Raw genomic sequence first — 19,872 nt, forward strand, 5'->3', positions numbered from 1 at the left:
TTCCGTTGGAGGTGGCGGCGGGGCAATACCCCGTCGTACCGGGTGATGTTCCTTTTTCGCGGGGGGAGTGCTACACGGAAGTATGCGCTCCTTTACCAGATTGTCCGCAACCTGTCCGTCCTCAGTCAACCATGGTGAAAAACGGTGCCCCTGCGGCGCGCAGGCGGGGCGTGGCGCGTTTGCCCGCGTGTGGCGATGGAGGGGGGCTTTCCCTGCGCTGCTGCCGCTGGCCGTGCTGTTTGGCATCACGTTGCCGCTGGCCGGGTGCGGCGAATCGCCCCCAGTCGCTTCGGCACCGCGCACGGTGCAGGCGGAAACGGTGGTGCTGGCCGCGCGTGAGGCCGTGACCTGTCGTGCCTTTGCGGCCACGGTACGTGCCCGCCGGGTGGTAACGCTGGCGGCCAAGGGCGCGGGCGCTGTGGGGGCGGTGTATGCCGAGGAAGGGGCGTTGCTGGCCCCCGGTGCCCCCATATTGCAGGTGGACGACACGGAACTGGCCGAGCGCGTGGCCGCCACCCGGTCGGAACGGCAGGCGGCGGAGCGCCAGCGCGACGCGGCGGCGGCCCGGCTGGCCTATGCCGCCGCCAATCTTGTCCGCACGACCGAACTGGTCCGCACCGGCGGCGTCAGCCGCGACGACTTCGACCGGGCCATCGCCGAGCATGGCGCCCTGCGCGAGGAGACCGCCGCGCTGGAGGGCCGCATTGTTGCCCTGCGCCATCAGGAGCGCGAACTGGAAGCAACGCGCGGCTACAGCCGCCTGACCAGCCCGGTGCGCGGGGTGCTGGCGCGCCGCCTGGCCGATGCGGGCACCTTCGTGGCTGCCGGGCAGGCCCTGGCGCAGGTGGACGACCTTTCCGGTCCCGTGGACCTGGTGGCCGCCGTGGACGAGGGACTGCTGCCGCTGGTGCGCCAGGACCAGCCCGTGCTGGTGGAGGTGCCCGCCCTCACGTCCGTTCCGGTACCCGCCCCGGCGGCAGGGTCCCCTCAGCTTTCCGCTCCCCCGCAGTCCGTGCGGGACGCTCGCGTGGCCGCCGTGGTGACTTCGGTGGACGCGGCCACCCGCACCTTCACCCTCAAGGCGCAATTGCCGCAGGACATGGTGCGGGCGGGCGCGCGTACCGGCATGTTCGGTCGGGTGCTGCTGTCTACCGGTCATGCATCGCGCCTGCTGCTGCCCGCCGCCGCCGTGGTGCGGCGCGGTGATCTGGATGTGGTCTTCGTGGCGGACGCGGGCGGCGTGCTGCGGCTGCGCCCGGTGCGGCTGGGCCAGCGCTGGCACGGGCTGGAACGGACGGACGGACTGTGGCTGCTGCCCCTGCCATCGGGTGACGGGTTCGGTGATGGGTCAGGTGAGAAAGCGGGCGCACCTTCGGGCGTGCTGCTGGACGTGACGGCGGGCCTTGCCCCCGGCGACCGCGTGGTGACCAATCCTGCCCCCGATCTGGCCGACGGCGACCGGCTGGCCGCGCAAGGGTAGAGGGGCGCGGCCATGCACGACGATCCTCATTCCCCGCCCCCGTCATCCCCCCCGTCATTGCCCGCACCCTCGCACGGGCACGGCCTGCTCGGCGCCATCACCGGCGCGCTGGTGGATTCGCGGCTGGTGCCGCTGCTGATCCTGGGCGCGCTGCTGCTGGGCATCACGGCCATTCTGCTGACCCCCAGCGAGGAAGAACCGCAGATCATCGTGCCCATGATCGACATCCACGTGCGCATGCCGGGGGCCACCCCGGCGGAAGTGGAGACGCGCGTGGTCGGCCCCATGGAAAAGCTGCTGTGGGAGATTCCCGGCGTGGAGTACGTCTACTCCACCTCCATGGACGGCGAGGCCATGGCCATCGTGCGCTTCAAGGTGGGGGAAGACCCGGAGCGCAGCCTTATCCGCACCTATGGCAAGCTGTACCAGCATCTGGACTGGATACCCCCCGGCTGTTCGCAGCCCCTGCTGAAGCCCCGCTCCATCGACGACGTGCCGGTGATGGCCCTGACCTTCGCCAGCGCCACGCGCGGCGCGCGCGACCTGCGGGCCGTGGCCCTGCTGGTGAACGACGCGGTGCGTGCCCTGCCAGGCGTGGCCCAGACCAGCATCACCGGCGGCCTGCGGCGCGAGGTGGCCGTGCAGCCCGACCCGCAGCGGTTGCGTGCCGTGGGGCTGGACTTGGCCGGGCTGGCGCAGGCGCTGGGCGCGCGCAATCAGGCCGCGCTGGCGGGCGAAATGGTGGCGGGCGGGCACGCCTTTTCCGTGCGGCTGGACGGTTTTCTGCGCACCCCGCAAGAGGTGGCCGAAACCGTGGTGGCCGTGGCGGACGGACGCCCCGTGCTGCTGCGCGACGTGGCCGCCATCAGCGACGAGCAGCCGGAGCCGGACCAGTACGTGTTTGCCGCCGCAGGCCCCGCCGCGCACCTCAAGAAGATCGGCCTGCCACAGGGACGCATGCTGCCCGCCGTCACCCTGTCCGTGGCCAAGCGGCCCGGCGTCAACGCGCACGACCTGACCCTTGCGGTGCGCAAGGTGGTGGACGACCGGCGCGGGGTGGACATTCCGCCCGACGTGGAGGTGCTGGTCACCCGCGACTACGGGGCCACGGCGCAGGCCAAGGCCGACGAACTGCTGGAACACCTGCTGCTGGCCGCCGTTTCGGTGGGGGGTATCGTGGCGCTGTTCCTGGGGCTGCGGGCCAGCGTGGTGGTGATGGTGGCGGTGCCGGTGACCCTGGCGGTCACCCTGGCCACCTACTACCTGCTGGGCTACACCCTGAACCGGGTCACCCTGTTCGCGCTCATCTTCTGCATCGGGATACTGGTGGACGACCCCATCGTGGACGTGGAGAACATCGTCCGCCATCTGCGCCTGCCGGGCAACGACAAGCGCCCCCTGCGCACCGTGGTGGTGGAGGCGGTGAACGAGGTGCGCGCCCCGCTGGTGCTGGCCACGTTCACGGTCATCGCGGCCATCATGCCCATGGCCTTCGTGGGCGGGTTGATGGGGCCGTACATGCGGCCCATGCCGGTGGGGGCATCGGTGGCCATGCTGCTGTCCATGGCCGTGGCCTTCGGCATCACCCCGTGGACGGCGCGGCACGTGCTGCGCCCCGGCGGCAGCGAGCAAGGGCATGGACACGGGCATGGCGAGGGGCCGGAGGACTGGGGCACTCGCCAGTACCGCCGCCTGATGGGCATGCTGCTGCACGCCCCGCATCGGCGCTGGCTGTTCCTGGGCGGCGTGACCGCGCTGCTGGTGCTGGCCTGTTCGCTGGTGCCGCTGCGGGCGGTGATGGTCAAGATGCTGCCCTTCGACAACAAGAGCGAATTCCAGGTGGTGGTGGACATGCCCACGGGCACCCCGCTGGAGGCCACTGCCCGCGCCGCCGCCGACATGGCCGACGTGCTGTTGTCCATGCCGGAGGTGACCGACTGCCAGGTCTACGCGGGCACCGCCGCGCCGTTCACCTTCAGCGGGCTGATCCGCCACTACTACCTGCGCGCCGGGCAGGAAATGGCCGACGTGCAGGTGAACCTGGCGGACAAGGGCCAGCGCAAGGCCGCCAGCCACGACATCGCCAAGCGGGCGCGGGAACTGCTGGCTAAGGTGGCCGCGCGCCACGGGGCGCGCATCAAGGTGGTGGAGGTGCCCCCCGGACCTCCGGTGCTGCAAACGCTGGTGGCGGAAATCTACGGGCCGGACGAGGCCGGGCGGCTGCGCGTGGCGGAACAGGTGAAGGGCGTGTTTGCCGCGACGCCCAGCGTGGTGGACGTGGACTGGTACGTCAGCGACCCGCGCCGCGAGCAGCGCATCGTCATCGAGCCGGACAAGGCGGCGCTGGCAGGGGTGTCGCCCGAACGGGCGCTCCAGGTGGTGCAGGCGGCCATCGGCGGGGTGACCGCAGGCCTGCTGCACGACCCGGACGCGCGCGAGGACGTGCCGGTGGTGGTGCGCCTGCCGCGCGAGCGCCGGGCCGTACCGCCCGACCTTGCCGCCCTGCACGTGTCGGCGGATGCCGGACGCGGCGGCGCGCAGGTGCCGCTTTCCGCCTTTGCCCGCATCGAGGAACGCATCCAGCCGCGTGCCATCTATCACAAGAATCTGCAACCGGTGGTCTACGTCACCGCCGACATGGCCGGGGCGGAAGAAAGCCCCCCCTACGCCATGGCCCGCATCGACGCGGCCCTGCGCGAACTGGGCGACAAGGGCGAGGGCGCATGGCAGCGCCACACCGGGGCGCGGCTGGACACCCTGTACACCCGCCAGCCGGAATCGCAGCGCGGGTTCAGCCTGAAATGGGACGGTGAATGGCAGATCACCTACGAGGTGTTCCGTGACATGGGTGTGGCCTTCGCCGCCGTCATGGTGCTGGTGTACATGCTCACGGTGGGGTGGTTCGGCTCGTACACCACGCCCATCGCCATCATGTCGCCCATACCGCTTTCGCTCATCGGCATCATTCCGGCGCACGCGGCGCTGGGGGCGTTCTTTACTGCCACGTCCATGATCGGGTTCATCGCCGGGGCGGGCATCGTGGTGCGCAATTCCATCATTCTTGTGGACTTCATCGAACTGCGCCGGGCAGAGGGCGCGCCGCTGGACGTGGCGGTGGTGGAAGCCGGGGCGGTGCGCTTCCGGCCCATGCTGCTGACGGCGCTGTCGGTGGTGGCCGGGGCCTTCGTCATCCTGTTCGACCCCATCTTTCAGGGGCTGGCCATCTCGCTGCTGGCGGGCGAGGTGGCGGCCACGGTGTTTTCGCGCATGGTGGTGCCGGTGCTGTACTACCTCGACCAGCATCGCAGGAACCCGGCGGGCGGGTAGGGGAGAGCCGCCTGCGAACGAAAGCCGCCCGCACGGCCCTGCCGATTGATGGCTGGGGGATCGTGCGGGCGGTTTGTTGCGTTTGAAAACGTGCGGTTCGGTGAAATCAGGTGCGAACAGGCGGGGCGGCCATCTCTTCCAGAATGATCCGCGCGGCGGCGTCGGCGGCTCCGGGCGGTCCGCAGCGGCGGCGCAGGTCGGCAAGGTCGGCGCGCACGCGGTCCAGTTCGCCGGGGGTGCCCAGCCAGCGCAAGGCATGGTGGGCCAGCACGGCGCCGTCGGCGTTCTCCTGCAACAGTTCGGGGAACACCTCGCGGTTCAGCACAAGGTTGGGCAGGCTGACCCACTGGACCTTCACCAGCCGCTTGCCCAGCCAGTACGAGAACGGCGACACCCGGTAGGCCACCAGCGTGGGCACGCCCAGCAGGGCCGTTTCCAGCGTGGCCGTGCCGGACGCGGCCAGCAGCAGCTGGCAGGTGCGCAGGGTGGCGTAGCGGTCGTCCGGCGATTCGATGGTCAGGGGCACGTCGGCGGGCCACAGGGCGCGCAAGGCGTCCTCGGTCACGTTGGGGGCGCGCACACAGTGAAAGGACAGGCCGGGGCGACTTTCCAGCAGCAGCCGGGCGGCCTTGCCGTATTCCGGCATCAGCGCCTCGATCTCCTTGCGGCGGCTGCCGGGCATCAGGCCGATGCGCCCCGGCACGGGGGCGATGGCGTCCAGCCGCTGCCAGTCCATCATGTCCAGCAGCGGGTTGCCCACGTAGTCCACGTCCATGCCGTGGTGGCGGTAGAACTCCACCTCGAAGGGCAGGATGCAGATCATCCGGCGGATGTGACGGCGGATGAAGTTGACCCGCCCGGTGCGCCACGCCCAGATCTTGGGGCTGATGTAGTAATGCACCGGAATGCCCAGTGCGTGGGCGGCCCTGGCGATGCGGAAGTTGAATTCCGGCGCGTCGATGAGCACCACGGCGTCGGGCCTGCGCGCGGCCAGTTCCGCCTTGATGCGGCGCAGCATGCCGAGGATGCGCGGCAGGTAGCCCAACACCTCGGTAATGCCCATCACGGACAGGTCTTCCACCCGCAAGATGGCATCCTGCCCGGCCTCGCGCAGGTGCGGGCCGCCCATGCCGATGCAGCGCAACGCCGGATCGCGGCGGCGCAGGGCTTCCAGCAGTCGGCCGCCGTGCATGTCGCCGGAAAGTTCACCGGCGTTGATCCACACGGTGCGCGGCGGGGTGCCGGGGGCAGCACCGGACGCTGCGCCAGACGCTACGCCGGACGCTGCTCCGGAGGTTGCGCCGGACACGGCAGCTTCGGCTTGGTGCAGGGAAGGCTGGGGGGTGACCGTCATGCGCCGCCTACGCGCCCATGCTCGCCGTGGTGATCGGCAACGGCGTGGGCCGCAGCCGGTCGTACAGCCGGATCAGCAGCATCACCACCACCATGGAGAAGATCAGCCGCGCCCACAGGGTGCCGCCCAGATGCGCGCCGATAAGGGTCATCAGCAGGGTGTCCTCGATGAGCGCGTGCGACAGGCCCATCAGCGACAGCGAGCTGAACACGTCGCGCGGGGGCACCTTGCCGCCCTGCACCTCGTGCACGATGAGCCCGCCGCCGTAGGCGATGCCAAGGCTGAGGCCCACGATGGTGATGGTGGCGGCGTTGTCGCCGATGCCCATCAGCCGCAGCACCGGGCGCAGGCAGGCGTTGAGCAGCCGGGTGATGCCCACGGCATCCAGCACGCGCATCAGGCCCATCAGTACCAGCACGATGCCGAACACGGAGGCCAGGTTGCGCGCCTCGTTCCAGGCCCAGGCGGCAAGGGTGGCCGGGGCCTCGCGCGGTGCCCACAGCATGGCGGCGGGTTCGGAAAGGTAGCCGGTGGCGTCGAAAAAGGCGCGCATCAGCATGCCGCACAGCAGCGCCCCGCCAAAGCGCAGCACGATCTGGGTGGTCATGTTCAGGCCGCATTGCTGGGCAATGCGCCCCTCAACCAGCACGTTGTGGGCGATGAGGGTCATGGTGGCAAAGGTGGTCACCTGGGCCACGCTCAGCTGTTCCATGCCCGGCAGCAGCCCGGCGTACACGAACAGGCCGCTGTAGATGTTCACCAGCATGCTGGTGGCCCACGACAGCCCGAGGTCCGCAGGCAGGCCCACAAGGCCCATGATGGGCGACAGCGGCAGGGCCAGGTAGCGCACCAGGTCCAGTTCGGTCAGCACCTTGACCACGATGATGATGGGTACCATCACCTTGACCAGCGTGAGCCAGACCTGGAAGGCGTCCCTGGTGGTGCCGCGCGCGGCGCGTGCGAGAGTGCGAAGGTGTTCGGCGGGCGGCATGTCGTATTCCTTGGGGTATCCTGATCGTTGGTGGCCGCTGGCCGAAGTGCGGTCTGCCCGCGCGACGTCAGGCGTCGTGCAGGGCGGGCAGGCATTCCTTGTAGATGTAGTCGCGCAGGGCCTGCGGCCAGGGGCGCGGGGTGATGCCGGTCACCTGGGTGAAGCGCGCGGTGTCCAGCACCGAGAAGGGCGGGCGCTGGGCCTTTTGCGGATAATCGCGCGAAGCGATCGCGTGCACCTTGCAGGGCAGCCCGGCCAGGTTCACCGCCTCGGACGCCAACTCGCACCAGCTGGCCTGCCCGGCGTTGGCCACGTGGAAGATGCCGGTGGCCCGCAGTTCGGCCAGCTTCACGCTGCCCGCCGCCAGATCCAGGGTGTAGGTGGGCGAGCCGATCTGGTCGTGCACCACGCGGGCCTCGCCATTGTCGTGGCAGATGTCCAGGATGACCTTGACGAAATTGCGGCGCCCCGGCCCGAACAGCCAGGATGTGCGCACCACGCAGGCGTTGTCCGGGCACTGTTGCAGTACGGCCTGTTCACCGGCCAGCTTGGTCGCGCCGTAGACGGACGCGGGGTCGGGCGTGTCTTCCGGCGTGTAGGGCGCGCCCTTCCTGCCGCTGAACACGAAATCGGTGCTGAAGTGCACGAGGTGCATGGACGTGCCGCGCACCATGCGCGCGAGGCAGGTGGGCAGTTGGCGGTTCAGGCGGGTGGCGTCTTCCTCGCGCTCTTCGGCCAGGTCCACCTGGGTCCAGGCCACGGTGTTGAAGATCACGGCGGGCTCGGCGCGTTCGATGAACGAGGCCAGCGCCCCGGAATCGAGCACGTTCACGTCGTCGCGCCCGGTGGGCAGGGCGTCCCAGCCCGATTCGCGCAGCACGCGCACCAGGGCCTGGCCGAGCAGCCCGGTCCTGCCGCCGAGCACCAGCGCCTTGGGGCGCGGGCTCACAATCGTTCTCCGTACCAGCGTTGCATGAACTCCCTGTACGCCCCCGAGGCCACGCTTTCAAGCCATGCCGCGTTGTCCCGGTACCAGGCCACGGTTTCGGCCAGCCCACGCTCGAAGTCGTATTCCGGGGTATAGCCAAGTTCCTGCGCCGCCAGAGAAAAATCCATGGAGTAGCGGCGGTCGTGGCCGGGGCGGTCGGTAACGTGGCGGATCAGGCTTTCCGGCTTGCCCACCAGGCGCAGGATGGCGCGCACCACCTCTATGTTGGGGCGTTCCGCCGCACCGCCGAAGTTGTAGACCGCACCGGGGCGCCCCTTTTCCAACGCCAGCAGCACCCCCCGGCAGTGATCGTCCACGTGGATCCAGTCGCGCACGTTCAGGCCGTCACCGTACACGGGCAGGGCTTCGTCGCGCCCGGCCCGGCCGATCATCAGCGGGATGAGCTTTTCGGGGAACTGGTAGGGGCCGTAGTTGTTGGAGCAACGGGTGATGACCACCGGATAGCCGTAGGTTTCGTGAAAGGCGCGGGCCATCAGGTCGCCCCCCGCCTTGGAGGCGGAGTAGGGGCTGTTGGGGGCCAGCGGGGTGGATTCGGTGAAGCTGCCCTCCGGCCCCAGGGTGCCGTACACCTCGTCCGTGGAAACGTGGACGAAGCGGGTAATTCCGGCCCCGCGCGCGGCGGTGAGCAGGGTCTGCGTGCCCAGCACGTTGGTGAGCACGAAGGGCGCGGGATCGTCGATGGAGCGGTCCACGTGGGTTTCCGCCGCAAAGTTGACCACCGCGTCGATGCGGTGCTGCGCAAGGATGCGGCGCACCGCGTCCGCGTCGGCGATGTCGGCGTGTTCGAAGAAATAGCGGGTGCCGCCGTGGGTTTGCTCCACGTCGGCGAGATTCAGCGGGTTGCCCGCGTAGGTCAGCTTGTCGAGGTTGACCACCGTGACGTCGGGGCGGTGGTCGATGACGAGACGGACGAAGTTGGTGCCGATGAAGCCGCAACCGCCCGTGACGAGTAGACGCATCATGTCTCCGTGAAGGTGACGGGTGTGCAAGGAGCTGTCTCTAACTTGTCTTTTCGCCCGTTGGCGGACCGACCCGAAGGGCGCGGAGCGTGCCCGTTAAGCGAGTTTGCGAGCTTTACGGGCATCGTGCGCAACGCGGTCAAGCTTCGCCTGCCATATCGGTCGAATACGAGAAGAGTATGCTCCCTCATGGCAGGCTCGTTTTCCTTGCCAACGAACGAAAATCCTAATTTAGAGACAGCCCCTAGGAATGGAGACCGGGAGGCAAGGCCCCTTTTGAAGTGTAGCCCGGTCGAAACCCGGATGGTACAGGCAGCGGCGGGGCAAGGTCAATATGGCGCGGTGGGTGGGGCTGGCATGGTGTGCGCCGTGCATCGTGCAGAAATAACTTGCAATATTGTGTCGCCGTGGGTAGCGTGCACCGTGGCGTCCTACGTCGTCGCGCTGTCCGGCATGGCGACGCGCAGGGGCTGCCCTTTGTGCTCCGCACGCGGCCAGCCCGCGTCGCCAGCCACAGGCGCATCCCGCACACGGTTTTTTATGGCATCCATATGAAAAAAGGCATCCTTCTCGCTGCGTTCGGCTCCGGAACCCCGCAGGGGCAGTCCACCCTTCGTCTGTTCGACGAACGGGTGCGGGCGTTGTTTCCGGGCGTGCCGGTGCGCTGGGCGTTCACCTCGGTGGTCATGCGCAACCGGCTGGCGGCCGCGCGCCAGAAGACCGATTCTGTCCAGAAGGCCCTGCGCAAGATGTGGTTCGAAAAGTATACGCACGTGGCCGTGCAGTCGCTGCATTCCATTCCCGGCGCGGAATATGCCGACCTGCTGGCCGACGTGGAGGAGATGCGCGGGGCGGAAGGCAGGCCCGACGGCTTCGTGCGGGCCACCGTGGGCGCCCCCCTGTTGGATTCCGACGGGGACATCCACCGCGCCACCGCCGCGCTGCTGACCCACCTGCCGCCGGAACGCGCCCCCGGCGACGCCTGCGTGTTCATGGGGCACGGCACCTGGCACGAGGGGGAATCGCGCTACGCGGTGCTGTCCGCCCAAGTGCGCCAGCGCGATCCGCTGGTGCACATCGGCACCATGGACGGCGATTGCACCATCGACGACATCCTGCCCCGCCTGGCGGAGGCCGGGGTGCGCCGGGTGTGGCTGCTGCCGCTGCTTTCGGTGGTGGGGCGGCACGCCATGCTGGACATGGCCGGTGACGCGCCAGACTCGTGGCGGTCGCGCATCGTGGCGGCAGGCATGGAATGCGTGCCCGTGCTGCGCGGCACCGCCGAGTACGGCGGTTTTGTGGACATCTGGCTGGATCATCTGGGCGTGGCCCTGCGCGCGCTGGACGCCGACAGTGACGAGGGTGTTGCCGTAAACGGGGATGCGGACGGGGACGGGGCGCCCCGGTAGTTCCTTGCGCCGCAAACGCCCCCCGGCACCCAGTCACCCCAGCCGTCCAGTCGTCCAGTCACCCGGCACCGCAGATACCTGACGCCCCTTTCAGATTTACCGACGCCCCGAATGTGTCAGGCACGCCTGACATGGAGCGGGCCGGGGCGCAGCCCCGTCGCCGGATATCCCCCCTCCTTGCGTTTCGCGGGTTGCCTTCCGTTTCCGCCCGTTCCCGTCCCCCATGCCCGTCGGTTTCCCCGCCCGCGCTGGCGTTCGGGGGCAAAATCGGCTACAACGCCACGGAACGACACTATTTTGCAGAACTCCGGAGTATTCATGATGTTCCGTTGTCCCGGCCGCCGCACGGGCGGCCACGGGGCGGCCCCGTCCCCCCGCCATGCAGCATTTTTCCGGGTGCGCTCCAACGTCAAGGCGCGTCCGTCTGCGTTTCCGTGGCGCCTCCTGTGCGGCTTTGCCGTGGCGGTGGCCGTGTTGTGCCAGGCCGTGCCGGGCCATGCCCGCCGCGCCGAGGCCGTGTGGGGCGAAGGGCAGGTCTCCAGAACCCGCGCCCAGGCCCAGGGCGAGGCATTTACCAGCGCCGTCACCGACGAGGCCCTGGACATCCTGCGTGCCCCGCTGTCGGAGGCGCGCCGCGCCGCGTTGCGTGAGTACCTGTCCACCGTCACCGGCGAGGTGGTGCGCGGTTACAGCGAATTGGGCATGACCCAGGTGCAGGGCGGCACCCGCCTTGCCGTGGACGTGGACGTGAACCGCGACATGCTCAAGGAGCGCCTGCGCCAGGTGGGCGCCTATTACACCGCCGAGGAACCGGTGGCCATGGTGTTGCAGCTTTCCGGCGCCTCGCCGGAGGTGGCGGAGCGGGTGAGCAAGCTTCAGCTGCTGTACGGGGTGGAGCAGCGCGCCGGGGCTCCGGTGCGGGTTGCCCTGCGGCCCCAGAATCCTCAAGGCAAGGGCTGGTACGGCACGCTGGATGCGTCCGAGGGGTCCACTTCCGCGGACGGGGCCAGTGTGGACGACGTGTGGCGGGGGCTGTGGGCGTGGTATTTCTCGCACCGTCAGGTGGCCGGGGCGGCGGCGGGCCAGCAGGCCGTGCTGCGGGTTTCCGGCTGGCTCACCGCCGACAGCGTCGAATCTTTCGACCGGGCCTTGCACGACTGGGACCGCGCCCTGCAAAGCGCGCAGTTGCAGGACGTGACCATGCGGCCCGGTGGGCTGGTGGCCACGTGGAAGCTGGTGCTGGTGAACCGGGTGGAACTGGACCGGCGCCTGGACGAGTATCTTGCGCCGCGCAAGCTTACCCGCGAAGTCTTGCCGTAACGCAGGTCACCCTGCCGGTGCCGGGCGGCGGAAACGAAGAAACCCGGCGGGCATGCCGCGCCGGGTTTCGGAAAATGTCGGTCGGGCGCGTGGCCCGGTTATGCCTGCTTGTCGTCCTTGTCGATCTTGCCGTTCTTTTTGCCTGGAGTGATGTCGATTTCATCGGGTTCGCTGGTGGCCCGCTTGAAGTTCCGGATGGCACGCCCGAGTCCGCCGCCGATTTCAGGCAGCTTGTTGGCCCCGAATACCAGCAGGACCAGAACGAGAACGACCAACAATTCCTGAATGCCGATACCGAACATATGCATGCCTCCGTTAGTGGTGTCATGCATATACACATCGGGTACACCCCGGTCAAGGCGCGCAACGCCAGGGGATGGCCTGTGTTCCAAGGTGGTTGCGCACATTTCAATGGATGGAGTGATACATGCGACGCATAGTTGTCATAGGTTCCGGTGTGGGGGCGGGCAAGCTTGCCGCGCGCGTCAAGCGGCTGCTGCCGGGGTGCGAGGTAAACATGGTCATGCCTGAAGCGCCCGAGGTAAAGGTTGGCGGTGCCGAGGGCAACGGCCCGTTTTCCGCGTGCCTGGGGGGGCGGCGCGCCTCGCGCGTGCTGCTGGCCGCCCGCGAGGTGGGCGTGCTAGATGCCTCCGAGCTTTCCGTCGATCTTGACGCCAACACCGTCATCACCGGCTCCAGCCGGGGGCGGCTGGCGGTGCGCTACGACCAGTTGGCCATGGAAATCGACGCCACCCCGCGCATTCCCCGCGCCCTGCGTGGCGCACCCAACGTGTTTGCCTGGCCCTGCGCCGACGCCACGGGCCTTGATGCCGTGCTGGCGGAACGCGTGGCCGCCGGGGCCTGCCGCGCTGTGGTGGTGGGCCAGGGGCCCGAGGCGCTGGAAGCCCTGCGCCTTGCCCGGGCCGCCGGGGCCACTCCGGTATGGGTGCGCACCCGCGCCGCGACCAGCGATGCCGCCAACGCCGCCAACGCCGTGGACGCCGACATGTGGCGCCACGCGGCGCGCATGGCTCGTCGCAATGGCGTGGAAACGGTGAACTGGACCGGCGTGGCCATGGAACGCATGGGCGCGCTGCCTGCCGATGGCGGCGGCTTTGCCGCGCTGGTGGCCGTTGCCCCCGAACGTGCCGATGGGGCAGGCGGTTCCGACCTGCGCGTGGAAGGCGACGTGTTCATCTGGACCAGCCCCATGGTGGTGCAGAATCCGGCCCTGACTCTGGACGGCATCAGCCTGGACGACATCGGCCGCATCGACGTGGACGGCTGCCTGCGCACCGGTGCGCCCGGCGTGTATGTGTTCGGCACCGGGGTCGGCGTGCAGCGCATGGCCCCGGACGGCAGCGTGGAGCAGGTTGCAGCCGTGCCCGCCGAGGTGCCGGGGCTTATCCGCGTCTTGGCCGACCATCTGGCCTCTATTGACGGTTCCGGTGCCAGCGTGGCCCCCGCCCGGGGCGTGGCCGCCTGCCCGGCGGGTGACTTGGCGGCGGAACTGGCCGGGGCCGATGGTTCAGCCGTTGCCGGGCTGCCCGACGACTTGTCCGCCGAGCTGGCTGCCGATCTGGCCGCCGCGCTGGGTGATTGCCCCTGCCGCCTGCCCGCCCTGGGCACCGTGCATGGCGAAGGCCCCGGCGTGACCGTGGCCGCCGTGGGGTTGGGCTCTGCCGACTGCGCCAGGGCCGAGGTGGAAACCGAGTTTTCCGTGTACGCAACCCCCGCCGTTCAGGCCGGGGCTGGCCAGGCCGTCTCCGGTCAGGACGATGACGATGCCGCCGTCCGGGGCGGCCTGCCCGCCGGCCATGCCGTGAAGCTGCTGGCCGCCAAGGCAGGTGGTGCGCTGCTGGGCGCGCAGGTGGTGGGCCGCGACGCGGAGCTGTGCGCCGCCGTGGTGTCCGTCGCCTCGCTGGCGCTGCGCGCGGGCATGCGCGTGGCCGACCTGGCCCAGGCGGAACTGCCCGGCGCGGCCGGTGAACTGCTGCGTCGTGCGGCGGCCGTGCTGTCCAACAAGCTGGCGGGCCGCTACTTCGGCATTACCTCGGACGAGTTCATCGCCTCGCGCGAGGCCGGGGCGGAGTTCTTCACCCTGGACCTGCGCAGCCTGCCCGACTGGCGCGCGGGCCATGTGCCCGGCGCGTACAACATTCCCCACACCCAGTTGCGCAAGCGGTTGCAGGACGAGGTGCCGCGCTTCACCCCCATCGTGCTGGTGGGGACCACCTCCGACGCGGCGTGGAGCGTGGCCTGCATGCTGGGCGGCCTGGGGGCCACCGACCTCTACGTGCTGGACGGCGGCATGGCCTTCTGGCCCCATGCGCTGGAGACGGCATGACCTTTGAGAAACCCGGCAAGGGGGGAAAGGCCCCCGAGCGCACGGGCGCTGCCGCCGGGCCGTCGGCTTCCGGCGGCTCTCCCGCCACGGGCGGGCGGGGCCGCATCATGCGGCTGCCCGGCATCAACTGCCGCTTTCACGAGGCGGGGCACTGCGCCGTGGACGAGACCATGAACCCCGGCCTGAACGAGGGCTGGCGCTGCGGCGAGGAGCAGCGCATCGTCCGTGCCTACGATCATTTCCTCGAACAGGCGGAGACCTTCGACCTGTCGTCGGAGCAGGCCACGGCGCTGTGGGAGCGTCGCCTGGCCACCATGCCGCCGCCCGGCGGGCTGTGCGCCAACTACACGCCGCCCCCCTCCTGTCCGTCCTGCAAGGGCGGGGGGTGCGGCGACGAGGCGGACTGGCTGGACTGCACCCACTTTCGCGAGGGGGTATGCGTGCTGCTGCTGCCCAGTTGCGACGGCATCTGCGAACGGTTCCAGGGGGCGTGAACGGCCATGGCGCCCGGCGCCCTGTTCCCTCGTTCACGCGGTTACAGAGACTTCAAGCTCTTACAGATGGTGACCATGCACAACGCTTCCGAACATCCCGTGCTCTACATTCCGCTGCTGCACCGTGAACTGGCCCCCGCCTGTCTGCCCGAGGGCGTGGAGTTTCTGTCCGCCGGGTTGCCCGCCGCGCCCACGGTGGCCGGTGGCGCGCCGCGCGACGCCGCCAACCCTCCCGCCGTATCCGCGTGGCGTTCGCCCCTGTTGCCCCTGTCCGAGGCGGAGGCCCGGACCTGTCTGGCCGAGCTGCTGGACTTCGGCATGAACGTGGGTTCCGGCCCGCACGGCGACCTGGCCGCCATGGTGGCCGCGCTGGAAAGCGCGCAGGACGAGGCCCCGTTTTCTCTGGGCCGCTCCGAACTGGCCGCGCTGGAAAGCTTTGCCGCCGATGGCGCCGTGGGCGGTGCCGCGCCCGGTTCCCCTACGGACGACCCGGCCCTGACGGACCGCAACCGGCGCATCGCCGCGCAAAAGACCCTGATCCTGGCCTGGCATCTGGAAGAGCGCGTGCGCGAACTGGATGCCCTGAAGGAAAAGTTTTCGCGCAGCCGCGAAAGCCTTGCCGACATCCTGGGCGTGGAAACGGACGAGGAACTGCGCGAACTGCCCGCCCTCGAACCGTATTCCGCCATGCTGCCCGGCAGTGGCGCCGACATCATCGGCCCCTCGTGGCGGGTCATCGTCGAGAACATGGGTCCCTTCCTGCCCGACGGCGCGGTGCTGTTCACCTGCGATGCGGAAATTTCCGCCACCCTGCGCGACGGCGGCGCCGCCTTTGCCCCCGTCACCGCCGAACAGGCCGCCCGCCTGTGCCCCGCCTGGGGCGACAAGGTGGCCAAGCTGGTGGTGCATGCCCGCTTGCCCCTGTGGCAGGTGGCGGGCCGCCCCGGTCCCGACGCCGCGCGCCCCTGGCTGGACCGCGTGTTCGACGTGGTCTGTTGCGGCAAGTGTGCCCGGTAGGGAAAACCGTTTTTGTACGCCTCCGGCGGGCAGGACGGCAGCTGTTATGCGAGCGCAACGCGCGAGCATTACAGATGGCGATAGCAGAGCTGGCGAGGCCCCCTGCACCCCCACTTCATTTGTGTCGGCACCACAGCCATACTGACTGGTCTCCATGGCATGTGATGTCCGGCGAGTGTCCAGTTGCCGGTGCCTGAGGCGGCCGGGAAAGATATTTCACGAGGTTTGCGTGTATCCAACGGTTCATCGCCTTCAGCAGCTGTTCCCCAGGGGCCTCAAGGGCATCATCTTCGATTGCGACGGCGTGCTGTTCGACTCGCGCGCGTCCAACATCCAGTACTACAACCTCATCCTTGGCGCGTTGGGCCAGCCGCCCATGTCGCGGCAGGACGAGGACTACACCCACATGGCCTCGGTGGGGCAGTCGCTGGCGCGCATCGTGCCGCCCGCGCTGATGTCCAGATTGCCCGAGGCGCGCAAACGCATCGTCTACCGGCGCGACATCCTGCCCCTGCTGGACCCGGAGCCGGGCCTGATGGAACTTTTGCGCTGGCTGCGCGACGCGGGCCTTCGCCGGGGCATCTGCACCAACCGCACCACCACCATGGAATACGTGCTCGACCACTTCGGCATGACCGAGCTGTTCTTTCCGGTCATGACGGCGTCACGCGTGCGGGCCAAACCCCACCCGGAAGGCATCTGCGCCACCCTGGACGCCTGGGGCCTTGCCCGCGACGAGGTGGCCTTCATGGGCGACACCATCGCCGACGAGGAAACCGCCCGCATGGCCGGGGTGTGTTTCTGGGCCTACCGCAGCCCGTCGCTGGCCGCGCGGCTGCATCTGGACGACTTCTGGATGCTGCGCCGGGTGCTGGCGGAGTACCTGCGTCAGGAGAACGGGCGGGGCGCCGCGTCCGGTTGCTCCCGTCCGTAAGACCGCCGGAAACATCCGGCGGGCAACGCCGCACGCCGCATGCCCGGTGCAGGAGTAACCACTTTTTGCTTGATTCTTATGGCAGGTAAGTGGAAGTATCGGTGTTACGGTCGCCCCCCAATTCCGGGGTGCGCTTAACCGGAGGGTCCATGTTCGTCTTTTCGAATCTCATTTTCGGCGTGGCGCGCGTGCTGGATGCCGTGCTGAACCTGTATTTCTGGATCGTCATCGTTTCGGCGGTTCTCTCGTGGGTCAACCCGGATCCCTACAATCCCATCGTGCGCATTCTGCGCAACCTGACGGAACCGGTGTTCTACCGGGTCCGCAAGTGGATTCCGTTCACCTACGTGGGGGGGCTCGACCTGTCCCCGGTGGTGGTGTTGCTGGCCATCCAGTTCATCAGCGCCGTGCTTGTCCAGTCGTTGTACCAGTTCGCCGTCACCATGCGATAGGGGCGTCACATGTCCGTGAGCCGCATAGATCTGCTGAACCACAGCTTCTCCAAGTCCCTGCGAGGCTACACCACCGAAGAGGTGGACAGGATGATGCAGGAGGCAGCGGATGCCATCGGTCGGCTGAGCGAGGAAAAGGCCGCGCTGGCCGGGCAGGTGGCGCGGCTGGAAGAACGCCTGTCCGAATTCAAGGAGCGGGAATCGACGTTGCGAGATACGTTGATGACCACCCAAAGGGTTACCGCCGACCTCAAGGCAAGTGCCCAGAGGGAGGCGCAGCTGATCATCGACGCTGCCCATTCCAAGGCGGAGAACCTCATCAATCAGGGGCAGCTCCGCCTTGCGCGCATTCAGGAGGACATTGCCGAGGCCCGCAAGGTCAAGGCGCAGTTCGAGATGAAGGTGCGCTCCGTGGTGCAGCAGCACCTGCGCATGCTGGACATGTCCCGCGAAGACGACGAGGCCCTGGAGGCCGCTGCGGCCCGCATCGCCGGGCGGCAGAAAGGTGGACCGGCCTGATTCCGTCCGCCCCGAATGGGCGGCCCCGGCCGGGGATGGGCAATGGGCGGTTCTGGTGCGGGCGGTGCCCGGCGCGCGCAAGAGCGCCTGCGAGGGCACGGCGGACGGAAGGCTGAAGGTGCGCCTGGCCGCACCGGCGGTGGACAACAAGGCCAACAAGGCGCTGGAGCAATTCGTGGCCTCCGCGCTGGGAATGCGCCGCAACCGCGTGCGCCTGGTATCCGGCCACACGAGCCGGTTGAAGAAACTGATCGTCGAATCGGATGTGGAGCCCAGCTGGGGCCTGCTTGGCACATGTGGGAAAGAACAACCCTCAACGCCATAGGAGAGAAGTTCCATGGAACCGAAAGACAACGCGCTCATCGAGAAGTACGCCGTCACGGACCCCGAACTGAAGGCGCTATGGGACGAGCATATTCTGTTCGAGAAACAGTTGGAGAAGATCGAATCCAAGTCGTTCCTGACCCCCGCTGAAGAAAAGGTGGCCAAGGAACTGAAGAAACAGAAACTCGACGGAAAGACCCGGCTCCACGCCATACTGGACCGGTACCGCGCCTTGGAGGGCTAGATGGAACTGAACGGGGCCCGGATTCTGCTGGAATGCCTCAAACGGGAAGGCGTGGACGTGCTGTTCGGCTATCCCGGCGGGGCCGTCATAGATATTTATGACGAACTGCCCCGGCACGATATCCGGCATATATTGGTCCGGCACGAACAGGCGGCGGTACACGCCGCCGACGGTTTCGCCCGCGCGTCGGGCAAGGTGGGCGTCTGTCTGGTCACTTCCGGGCCGGGCGCCACCAATACCGTGACCGGCATCGCCACGGCCTATGCCGATTCCATTCCCATGGTCGTGCTGACGGGGCAGGTACCCACCCCCCTCATCGGCAACGACGCCTTCCAGGAAGTGGACATTGTCGGCATCACCCGCCCGTGCACCAAGCACAACTATCTGGTGAAGGACGTGCGCGACCTTGCCCGCGTGCTGCGGCAGGCCTTTTATCTGGCCCGCTCCGGCAGGCCGGGTCCCGTTCTTGTCGATTTGCCCAAGGACGTCATGCAGGCCAGGACAGAATTCATCTGGCCCGAAGACGTCAAGATGCGCAGCTACAACCCCACCTACCGGCCCAACCTGAACCAGCTGCGCCGCGCGGTGGAGGCCCTTATCGAGGCCAAGCGCCCGCTGTTCTTCGCGGGGGGCGGCGTGGTCATGTCCGACGCCAGCGAAGAACTGGGCTGGCTGGCCCGCACCCTGAGCATTCCGGTTACCGCCACCCTGATGGGCCTTGGCGCCTTTCCGGGCGACGACCCGCTGTGGCTGGGCATGATCGGCATGCACGGCACCTATGCGGGCAACAAGGCCGTGAACAACGCCGACTGCATCGTGGCCGTGGGCGCACGCTTCGACGACCGGGTGACCGGACGCCTTTCCGCATTCGCTTCCGGCGCGCGCATCATCCACATCGACATCGACCCCACGTCCATCCGCAAGAACGTGCAGGTGGACATTCCCGTGGTGGGCGACTGCCGCAAGGCGCTGGCGGGCATCCGCGAGATAGCCACCACCCGCCTTGCCGAAAAGGACTGGGCGGCGGCGCACGAGCCGTGGCTGACCCAGGTTTCCACCTGGCGCACCGAACAGCCCCTGACCTACGTGCAGAACGGCACCATCAAGCCGCAGCAGGTGGTGGAAACCATCTTCTCCATCACCCGTGGCGACGCCATCGTCACCACCGAGGTGGGCCAGAACCAGATGTGGACGGCCCAGTTCTTCACCTTCCGCAAGCCGCGCACGCTGCTTACGTCCGGCGGGCTCGGCACCATGGGCTACGGCTTTCCGGCCGCCATCGGCGCGCAGTTCGCCTTTCCGGACAAGCTGGTCATCGACATGGCGGGCGACGGGTCCATCCAGATGAACATCCAGGAACTGGCCACCGCCGTCTGCAACAAGCTGCCCATCAAGATCGTGATCCTGAACAACGGCTACCTCGGCATGGTACGCCAGTGGCAGGAGCTGTTCTACCAGCGCAACTACTGCTCCACCTGCATGGAGGCGCAGCCCGACTTCGTGAAGCTGGCCGAGGCCTACGGGGCCGAAGGCTACCGCATCACCGAGGTGGGCGAGTTGGAATCCACGCTGCGCGCGGCCTTCGCCTCGCCCCATACCGCCGTCATCGACGTGCGGGTGGAACGCGAGGAGAACGTGTACCCCATGGTGCCCGCTGGCGCGGCCCTGGACGAAATGCTGCTGGTCTAGGGA

At 68.5% G+C, this 19,872-nt stretch carries 18 protein-coding genes; 13 read left to right on the forward strand and 5 right to left on the reverse strand.

The window, feature by feature from the left end; all coding sequences use genetic code 11:
* The first annotated feature begins 232 nt into the window (after positions 1 to 232).
* Both ABWO17_RS04180 and ABWO17_RS04185 read left to right on the forward strand, forming a co-directional pair.
* Entirely contained in the window at positions 233 to 1,480 is a 1,248-nt protein-coding gene (locus tag ABWO17_RS04180; protein WP_353116329.1) for an efflux RND transporter periplasmic adaptor subunit, read from the forward strand.
* Between the two features lie 12 nt (positions 1,481 to 1,492).
* Positions 1,493 to 4,807, forward strand: a complete 3,315-nt coding sequence (locus ABWO17_RS04185) for an efflux RND transporter permease subunit (RefSeq protein ID WP_353116330.1) — start codon at positions 1,493 to 1,495, stop codon at positions 4,805 to 4,807.
* Between the two features lie 106 nt (positions 4,808 to 4,913).
* Here ABWO17_RS04185 and lpxB read toward each other — a convergent pair whose 3' ends face one another.
* From lpxB to rfbB, 4 genes are all read right to left on the reverse strand, one after another.
* Positions 4,914 to 6,161, reverse strand: coding sequence for a lipid-A-disaccharide synthase (gene lpxB, locus ABWO17_RS04190; protein ID WP_353116331.1), 1,248 nt, complete (start codon positions 6,159 to 6,161; stop codon positions 4,914 to 4,916).
* A 7-nt stretch (positions 6,162 to 6,168) separates the two neighbouring features.
* Positions 6,169 to 7,152: a hypothetical protein gene (locus ABWO17_RS04195; RefSeq protein WP_353116332.1), complete on the reverse strand. Its 984-nt coding sequence runs from the start codon at positions 7,150 to 7,152 to the stop codon at positions 6,169 to 6,171.
* Positions 7,153 to 7,219: 67 nt separating this feature from the next.
* A complete protein-coding gene (gene rfbD, locus ABWO17_RS04200; RefSeq protein ID WP_353116333.1) occupies positions 7,220 to 8,101 on the reverse strand; it encodes a dTDP-4-dehydrorhamnose reductase in 882 nt (293 codons plus the stop codon).
* Positions 8,098 to 9,120, reverse strand: a complete 1,023-nt coding sequence (gene rfbB / locus ABWO17_RS04205; protein WP_353116334.1) for a dTDP-glucose 4,6-dehydratase — start codon at positions 9,118 to 9,120, stop codon at positions 8,098 to 8,100. Before rfbB ends, rfbD begins: the two co-directional genes overlap by 4 nt.
* A 551-nt stretch (positions 9,121 to 9,671) precedes the next feature.
* Between rfbB and ABWO17_RS04210 the strand changes: the two genes are divergently transcribed.
* The gene (locus ABWO17_RS04210; protein ID WP_353116335.1) at positions 9,672 to 10,529 is read left to right on the forward strand and encodes a sirohydrochlorin cobaltochelatase; all 858 of its coding nucleotides are present in this window, start codon (positions 9,672 to 9,674) and stop codon (positions 10,527 to 10,529) included.
* A 318-nt stretch (positions 10,530 to 10,847) separates the two neighbouring features.
* Positions 10,848 to 11,849: a hypothetical protein gene (locus tag ABWO17_RS04215; RefSeq protein ID WP_353116336.1), complete on the forward strand. Its 1,002-nt coding sequence runs from the start codon at positions 10,848 to 10,850 to the stop codon at positions 11,847 to 11,849.
* 98 nt (positions 11,850 to 11,947) lie between these two features.
* Here ABWO17_RS04215 and ABWO17_RS04220 read toward each other — a convergent pair whose 3' ends face one another.
* Entirely contained in the window at positions 11,948 to 12,151 is a 204-nt protein-coding gene (locus ABWO17_RS04220; protein ID WP_035064065.1) for a twin-arginine translocase TatA/TatE family subunit, read from the reverse strand.
* Positions 12,152 to 12,276: 125 nt separating this feature from the next.
* On the opposite strand from ABWO17_RS04220, the gene ABWO17_RS04225 reads away from it, so the two are divergent.
* The 9 genes from ABWO17_RS04225 to ilvB all read left to right on the forward strand — a co-directional run bounded on the left by ABWO17_RS04225 (position 12,277) and on the right by ilvB (position 19,869).
* Complete coding sequence (locus ABWO17_RS04225; RefSeq protein ID WP_353116337.1) at positions 12,277 to 14,196, forward strand: rhodanese-like domain-containing protein; 1,920 nt, start codon at positions 12,277 to 12,279, stop codon at positions 14,194 to 14,196.
* Positions 14,193 to 14,690, forward strand: coding sequence for a hypothetical protein (locus ABWO17_RS04230; RefSeq protein WP_353116338.1), 498 nt, complete (start codon positions 14,193 to 14,195; stop codon positions 14,688 to 14,690). Before ABWO17_RS04225 ends, ABWO17_RS04230 begins: the two co-directional genes overlap by 4 nt.
* Positions 14,691 to 14,765: 75 nt before the next feature.
* Entirely contained in the window at positions 14,766 to 15,707 is a 942-nt protein-coding gene (locus tag ABWO17_RS04235) for a hypothetical protein (RefSeq protein WP_353116339.1), read from the forward strand.
* Positions 15,708 to 15,936: 229 nt separating this feature from the next.
* Positions 15,937 to 16,641 carry an HAD family hydrolase gene (locus ABWO17_RS04240; protein WP_353116340.1) on the forward strand — a complete coding sequence of 235 codons (705 nt, stop codon included), beginning with the start codon at positions 15,937 to 15,939 and terminating at the stop codon, positions 16,639 to 16,641.
* Positions 16,642 to 16,790: 149 nt separating this feature from the next.
* Entirely contained in the window at positions 16,791 to 17,093 is a 303-nt protein-coding gene (locus tag ABWO17_RS04245; RefSeq protein WP_353116341.1) for a YggT family protein, read from the forward strand.
* Positions 17,094 to 17,102: 9 nt separating this feature from the next.
* Positions 17,103 to 17,612, forward strand: a complete 510-nt coding sequence (locus tag ABWO17_RS04250) for a DivIVA domain-containing protein (RefSeq protein WP_353116342.1) — start codon at positions 17,103 to 17,105, stop codon at positions 17,610 to 17,612.
* Between the two features lie 55 nt (positions 17,613 to 17,667).
* Positions 17,668 to 17,937 (forward strand): DUF167 domain-containing protein, encoded by a 270-nt coding sequence (locus tag ABWO17_RS04255; protein WP_353116343.1) that lies wholly within the window; start codon positions 17,668 to 17,670, stop codon positions 17,935 to 17,937.
* A gap of 12 nt (positions 17,938 to 17,949) precedes the next feature.
* Positions 17,950 to 18,180 (forward strand): DUF465 domain-containing protein, encoded by a 231-nt coding sequence (locus tag ABWO17_RS04260; protein ID WP_353116344.1) that lies wholly within the window; start codon positions 17,950 to 17,952, stop codon positions 18,178 to 18,180.
* Positions 18,181 to 19,869, forward strand: coding sequence for a biosynthetic-type acetolactate synthase large subunit (gene ilvB / locus ABWO17_RS04265; RefSeq protein ID WP_353116345.1), 1,689 nt, complete (start codon positions 18,181 to 18,183; stop codon positions 19,867 to 19,869).
* The last annotated feature ends 3 nt before the right edge of the window (positions 19,870 to 19,872 follow it).

This window comes from Nitratidesulfovibrio sp., from assembly GCF_040373385.1.
Classification (GTDB): Bacteria; Desulfobacterota; Desulfovibrionia; order Desulfovibrionales; family Desulfovibrionaceae; genus Cupidesulfovibrio.

Excerpts from the sequence above, each read along its gene's own strand:
- ABWO17_RS04250 (WP_353116342.1), top strand. The coding sequence starts at position 17,103 with ATGTCCGTGAGCCGCATAGATCTGCTGAACCACAGCTTCTCCAAGTCC.
- ABWO17_RS04225 (WP_353116337.1), top strand. The coding sequence starts at position 12,277 with ATGCGACGCATAGTTGTCATAGGTTCCGGTGTGGGGGCGGGCAAGCTT.
- ABWO17_RS04210 (WP_353116335.1), top strand. The coding sequence starts at position 9,672 with ATGAAAAAAGGCATCCTTCTCGCTGCGTTCGGCTCCGGAACCCCGCAG.
- rfbB (WP_353116334.1), bottom strand. The coding sequence starts at position 9,120 with ATGCGTCTACTCGTCACGGGCGGTTGCGGCTTCATCGGCACCAACTTC.
- ilvB (WP_353116345.1), top strand. The coding sequence starts at position 18,181 with ATGGAACTGAACGGGGCCCGGATTCTGCTGGAATGCCTCAAACGGGAA.
- ABWO17_RS04260 (WP_353116344.1), top strand. The coding sequence starts at position 17,950 with ATGGAACCGAAAGACAACGCGCTCATCGAGAAGTACGCCGTCACGGAC.
- ABWO17_RS04220 (WP_035064065.1), bottom strand. The coding sequence starts at position 12,151 with ATGTTCGGTATCGGCATTCAGGAATTGTTGGTCGTTCTCGTTCTGGTC.
- ABWO17_RS04185 (WP_353116330.1), top strand. The coding sequence starts at position 1,493 with ATGCACGACGATCCTCATTCCCCGCCCCCGTCATCCCCCCCGTCATTG.
- ABWO17_RS04235 (WP_353116339.1), top strand. The coding sequence starts at position 14,766 with ATGCACAACGCTTCCGAACATCCCGTGCTCTACATTCCGCTGCTGCAC.
- ABWO17_RS04195 (WP_353116332.1), bottom strand. The coding sequence starts at position 7,152 with ATGCCGCCCGCCGAACACCTTCGCACTCTCGCACGCGCCGCGCGCGGC.
- lpxB (WP_353116331.1), bottom strand. The coding sequence starts at position 6,161 with ATGACGGTCACCCCCCAGCCTTCCCTGCACCAAGCCGAAGCTGCCGTG.
- ABWO17_RS04245 (WP_353116341.1), top strand. The coding sequence starts at position 16,791 with ATGTTCGTCTTTTCGAATCTCATTTTCGGCGTGGCGCGCGTGCTGGAT.
- ABWO17_RS04215 (WP_353116336.1), top strand. The coding sequence starts at position 10,848 with ATGATGTTCCGTTGTCCCGGCCGCCGCACGGGCGGCCACGGGGCGGCC.
- ABWO17_RS04230 (WP_353116338.1), top strand. The coding sequence starts at position 14,193 with ATGACCTTTGAGAAACCCGGCAAGGGGGGAAAGGCCCCCGAGCGCACG.